Source organism: Frankia sp. AiPs1, from assembly GCF_023716945.1.
Lineage (GTDB): Bacteria > Actinomycetota > Actinomycetes > Frankiales > Frankiaceae > Frankia.
Genome location: NZ_JAMQQF010000408.1, coordinates 1 through 5486 on the forward strand (window position 1 = coordinate 1; position 5486 = coordinate 5486).

The following is a 5486-nucleotide window of genomic DNA, read 5'->3' on the forward strand; positions in this document are numbered from 1 at the left end:
CGCCCGCCCCGGTCTCGGCGCCCGCCCCGGTCCCGGCCCCCGCAACCGGCTGCTCGGCAGCCGCCGCGCGGCTCGCGTCGGAACTGGCACCCGAACTGGCACCGGAACTGGCACCGCCCTCGGCGGTCCTGTCGGCACCGGCCCTGTCAGTGGCGTCGTCGTGCTCGGCGACCGTTCGGGCCTCGCCGCCGGGATCCGTGGGCTGGCGGCGGGGACGCTCCTGGACGAGGCCCAACGCCCGCTGCTCCTCCGGTGACACGTCCGCATCCACCGGCCGGCGCACGACCAGCAGCGCCACCACCGCGCCGACGCACACGATCGCGGAGGTCCAGATGTTCACGCGCAGGCCGAGGATCTCGTCCGCGGTGTCGATGCGCAGCATCTCGATCCACAGCCGGCCGAACGTGTAGAGCGCGACGTACAGGGCGAACAGCCGCCCGCGGCCGAGCCGGTGGCGCCGGTCGACGAACAGCAGGATGCCGGCCACCACGAGGTTCCACAGGAACTCGTAGAGGAACGTCGGCTGGTAGGTCGCCACCCCCGGGTCGGCCCGGTGCTCGGGGTCGATGCGCACCGCCCAGGGCAGCGTGGTGGGCTTGCCGTAGAGCTCCTGGTTGAACCAGTTGCCCCAGCGGCCGATGGCCTGGGCGAGGATGATCCCGGGCGCGGCGGCGTCGGAGAACAGCGCGAGGCTGATCCCGAGGCGGCGGGCGGCGAGCCAGGCGCCAAGCGCCCCGCCGGCGATGGCCCCCCAGATCCCCAACCCGCCGTTCCAGATCTTCACCACGTCCGCGACGTGCCCGTTCTCGCCGAAGTAGGCGTCCGGGGTGCTGAGCACGTGGTAGATCCGGGCGCCGACGATCCCGAAGGGGACGGCCCAGTAGGCGATCTCCCCGGCGATCGTCGGATCCACGCCGCGGGCGCGCAATCTGCGTCCGGTGACGACGACGGCGACCACGATGCCAATGATGATCATCAGGGCGTAGGCGCGCAACGGCACCGGCCCGAGATGCACCACACCGCGGGAAGGGCTGGGGATGGCGGCGAATACCACGGTCGTCAGGCTATCCCGCGGGCCGCGGCGACCCGGTGGGGGGCGGCGACGCCACTCCGATACGACGCCGTGGCCCACCTGGTTGCCCCCGCTGGGCCAGTCACCGGCCCGCCCCGGCCCCGTCGTCTCCGGCCCGAGTAGCGGTAGACGGTCTGCTCGCCTGGCTAGGCCGAGGCCGAGACGGGGGCGCGTACCCCTTCGGCGAGCTCGGCGGCCAGCCGACCGAGGCCGTCGAGCGCGGCGGCCTCGCCCGCGCCCGAGCGCTGCGCGTCCACCAGAACCTTGACCAGCGCCGAGCCGACGATCACTCCGTCGGCGAAGGCGGCGACCTCGGCAGCCTGCGCCCCGGTGCTCACCCCGAGGCCGACCGCGACCGGCAGCTCGGTGGTCGCCCGCACGCGAGCGACCAGGTCGGCGGCCTGGGTACCGACGGCGACACGGGCGCCGGTGACGCCCATCAGCGAGGCGGCGTAGACGAACCCGCGGGAGATCCCGGTGACCAGCCGGATCCTGGCATCCGAGGAGCTCGGGGCCACGAGGAACACCGGGTCCAGTCCATGCTCCGCGCTCGCCGCGAGCCACGGGGCCGCCTCCTCGGGCGGCAGGTCCGGGGTGATCGCCCCGGACCCACCGGCTGCGGCGAGGTCGGCGGCGAATCGCGCCGGGCCGTAACGGTCGATCGGGTTCCAGTAGGTCATGACCACGGTCGGCGCACCGGTGGCGGCGACCGCCTCGACGGTGCGCAGCACGTCCGCGGTCGTCACTCCGCCGCGCAGCGCCGCGTCGGCGGCGTCCTGGATCACCGGCCCGTCCATGGTCGGGTCGGAGTAGGGCAGGCCCACCTCGACGACGTCGACGCCCGCCGCGACCATCGCCCGCATGGCCGCGATCGCGCCGTCGACCGTCGGGTAGCCGGCCGGCAGGTAGCCGACCAGCAGGGATCGGCCCTCCTCGCGGGCGGCCGTGAAACGCTCGTCCAACCGACTCTGCACGTGCTGCGTCCGTTCCGTCGGGCCCGAGGGCTGCCTGTGCGCCGGCGTCAGCCGCGCGGGTCCGCGGCGGCGTCGGCGCCGCCCGCGTCGTCGAGCAGGCCGAACCAGCGGGCCGCCGTGTCGACGTCCTTGTCGCCGCGACCAGAGCAGTTGACCACGATGGTCGCGTCCGGGCCGAGCTCGCGGGCGACGTCGAATGCGCCGGCGAAGGCATGCGCGCTCTCGATCGCGACCAGGATGCCCTCGGTGCGGGCGACCAGCGCGAGCGCCGCCATCGCCGCGGCGTCGTCGACGACGCGGTAGCTCGCCCGGCCGGTCTCGTGCAGCAGCGCGTGCTCGGGGCCGATGCCGGGGTAGTCCAGGCCGGCGGAGATCGAGTGGGACACCTGCGTCTGGCCGAACTCATCCTGCAGCAGGAACGTCCGCATGCCGTGCAGCACGCCCGCGGAGCCGCCGGCGATCGCCGCGGCATGCCGCCCGGTGGCGACCCCGTCCCCACCGGCCTCGCAGCCGATCAGCGCCACGCCGGTGTCGGGGATGAACGGGTGGAAGATGCCCATCGCGTTGGAACCGCCGCCGACGCAGGCGACGACGGCGTCGGGCAGCCGGCCGGTGCGGTCGAGCACCTGGGCCCGGGCCTCCACGCCGATGATGCGCTGGAAGTCCCGGACCATCATCGGGAACGGATGCGGGCCCATCACCGAACCGATGCAGTAATGGGTGTGCTCGACGGTGGCGACCCAGTCGCGCATCGCCTCGTTGATGGCGTCCTTGAGGGTGCGGCTGCCGGCGGTGACCGGGACGACCTCGGCGCCGAGCAGGCGCATCCGGGCGACGTTGAGCGCCTGCCGGCGGGTGTCCTCCTCGCCCATGTAGACCACGCACTCCAGGCCGAGCAGCGCGCAGGCGGTGGCGGTGGCCACCCCGTGCTGGCCGGCGCCGGTCTCGGCGATGACCCGGGTCTTGCCCATCCGCCTCGCCAGCAGGCACTGCCCGAGGACATTGTTGATCTTATGGGAGCCGGTGTGGGCGAGATCCTCGCGCTTGAGCAGGATGCGGGCGCCGCCGACGTGCTCGGTGAGCCGGTGAGCGTCGGTCAGCGGCGTGGGGCGGCCGGCGTAGGTGGCGAGCAGGCCGTCGAGCTCGGCGACGAAGCCCTCGTCGGCCCGGGCCTGGTCGTAGGCCTCGGTCAGCTCGTCGAGGGCCGCCATGAGCGCCTCGGGCACGAACCGACCGCCGAACCGGCCGAAGTGCCCCCCGGGATCGGGAAACACCTGCCAGTTCTCCGCCTGCGCCCGGACGGCGCCGGCGGACGGCGTCGAGGTCGCGGTCTCGGCGGGAGCTGGCTGGGCAGCGGTTCGGGTAGCCACAGTGCGACTGTATCGGTCCGCACCGACAGGCCGGACGGACTCGCCGCCCCGCCGATCCGCCGACCGCCGCCCGCCAGGCCCGCTAGCGGCCGACCCTGGCCGCCGGATGCGCCCCGGCGGCCACCAGGTCGGCGACGGTCTGGCGGGGATCGCCGGTGACCGCCGCCTCGCCGACCAGCACCGCGTCGGCGCCGGCGGCCGCGTAGGCGAGCAGGTCGTGCGGGCCGCGTACGCCGGACTCGGCCACGGTGAGCACACCGGCGGGCACCATCGGCGCCAGCCGGGCGAACGTGGCGCGGTCGACCTCCAGAGTGCGCAGATCACGGGCGTTGACGCCGATCAGCCGGGCGTCGGCGTCCAGCGCGCGGCCGAGCTCCGCCTCGTCGTGCACCTCGACGAGGGCGGTCATGCCCAGCGACTCGATCCGCTCACGCAGGCCGACCAGCCGGGGCTGGTCGAGCGCGGCGACGATGAGCAGCACGAGGTCGGCCCCGTGCGCACGCGCCTCGAAGACCTGGTAGGGCGAGACGATGAAGTCCTTGCGCAGCAGCGGGACGTCCACGGCGCGGCGCACCGCGTCGAGGTCGGCGAGCGAGCCGCCGAAGCGGCGTCCCTCGGTGAGAACACTGATGGCGGCGGCGCCGCCGGCCTCGTAGTCGAGGGCGAGGGCCGCGGGATCGGCGATGGCCGCCAGCTTCCCCTTCGACGGGGAACTGCGCTTGACCTCGGCGATCACCGATACCGGGGAGTTGCGGAACACGGCGAGCGCGTCCTTGGGGTCGGGGACGCGCTCCACGCGCTGCTTGAGGTCGGCGAGGGGGGTCTGCTGCTCGCGGGCGGCCAGGTCGGCCCTGACCCCGTCGAGGATCTCGGCGAGGACGCTCATCGACCCGCGCTCGCGGCTGTCGCGGTCATGCCGCGATGGTAGGCCAGGCCCGGTGGCTCGACCCGAGGCCCCCACAACTTGCTACGACCCACAACGCTATGTAGCCAACGGTCGGGCAACGACGGCCCGCCCCCCGGTCAGCGGTCGCCGCGGTCCGCGCCACGCCGTGCACGCGGCGCAGTGGCACCCGTCGCCTTCGATCCTCTATAGTCGAACACGCGTTCGATATCGAGGGAGTTCTCATGGACACTCGCCGCACCTCCTTTCCGCTGATCCCAGGCATCCCCCTGGTCTGCGACCAGCCCCTGCCGCGCCGGGCGGCCGGCGCCGGGCCGGCGGCGGCCCCGGCCCGGGCCGAAGACTGCGCCCTGCCCGACGCCGCGCCTGCGGCCTGGGCGGAACAGCTCGATGCGCTCGCCCGCTGTCTGGCTCGGATGGACGCGCTCATGGCGATGGTGGAGGCCGACCTCGACCGCCACACCCGGGTTCTCGCCGCGCTGGCCGACCCGCGTGAGCAGCGTGCGCCCGTGGCCATGCCGCCGGATCTCGACTTCCCCCCGTATCCCGATCTGCCGGGCGGCGCCGGCGCACCCGGCCGTGGCGGCCGGCGATGATCAGGTGGGGTCGTGGCCCCGCTCGATCGCGTCCCAGGCGTCGACCGGCCGGGCCTCGCGGGCCTGGTAGCGGCCGGACATCCCCGGCCAGGAGCGGCCTCGCAGGACGGCGAGGACGCCGGCGGCGGTGAGCAGCACGCCGCCGAGCATCGCCAGCCAGGGCGCGGCGGTGCGGTGCACGCTGCTGATCTCCGCCCGCCCGCCAGGGGCGAACTGGCGGACCTGGTCGGTGTCGCGCAGGGCGGACAGCGGATCGAAGCCGATGTTCCCGGCCACGTAGGCGATGCCGATCCCGGCGGCGACGGCCAGCAGGCCGACGACCGGCCGGCCGATCCGTCGGGTCGCGACGATCGCGACCGCGGCGGCGAGGCCGACGAGGGCGAGGGCGGTCGCCGCCGAGGCGATGTCGCCGCCGGTCCAGTGCACGGCGAGCGGCGCCGCCACAGCGGTGTCGTCCTGCCCGCCCCGGGGGGTGCCCACCCGGGCGGAGACCCAGGTCGCCCCGCCGCACACCAGGACCAGACCCGCACCGAGCAGGCAGCCGAGCACGGCGAGCACCCGTTCCCGACG

The 5486-nt window shown here is 74.7% G+C and carries 6 protein-coding genes; 1 reads left to right on the forward strand and 5 read right to left on the reverse strand.

The window, feature by feature from the left end:
- From lgt to trpC, 4 genes are all read right to left on the reverse strand, one after another.
- The coding region (gene lgt, locus ND748_RS24055) for a prolipoprotein diacylglyceryl transferase (RefSeq protein WP_251748234.1) at positions 1–1054 on the reverse strand (1054 nt) is incomplete at its 3' end.
- 164 nt (positions 1055–1218) lie between these two features.
- Complete coding sequence (trpA, locus tag ND748_RS24060) at positions 1219–2046, reverse strand: tryptophan synthase subunit alpha (protein ID WP_251748235.1); 828 nt, start codon at positions 2044–2046, stop codon at positions 1219–1221.
- 47 nt (positions 2047–2093) lie between these two features.
- Complete coding sequence (gene trpB / locus ND748_RS24065) at positions 2094–3416, reverse strand: tryptophan synthase subunit beta (RefSeq protein ID WP_251748236.1); 1323 nt, start codon at positions 3414–3416, stop codon at positions 2094–2096.
- A gap of 82 nt (positions 3417–3498) precedes the next feature.
- Positions 3499–4302, reverse strand: a complete 804-nt coding sequence (gene trpC / locus ND748_RS24070) for an indole-3-glycerol phosphate synthase TrpC (protein ID WP_251748237.1) — start codon at positions 4300–4302, stop codon at positions 3499–3501.
- A 242-nt stretch (positions 4303–4544) separates the two neighbouring features.
- Here trpC and ND748_RS24075 point away from each other — a divergent pair, with 242 nt between their 5' ends.
- A complete protein-coding gene (locus ND748_RS24075) occupies positions 4545–4916 on the forward strand; it encodes a hypothetical protein (RefSeq protein WP_251748239.1) in 372 nt (123 codons plus the stop codon).
- Here the strand turns inward: ND748_RS24075 and ND748_RS24080 are convergent.
- Positions 4917–5486 (reverse strand): Trp biosynthesis-associated membrane protein (locus ND748_RS24080; RefSeq protein ID WP_251748240.1); only part of this gene is annotated, 570 nt, incomplete at its 5' end.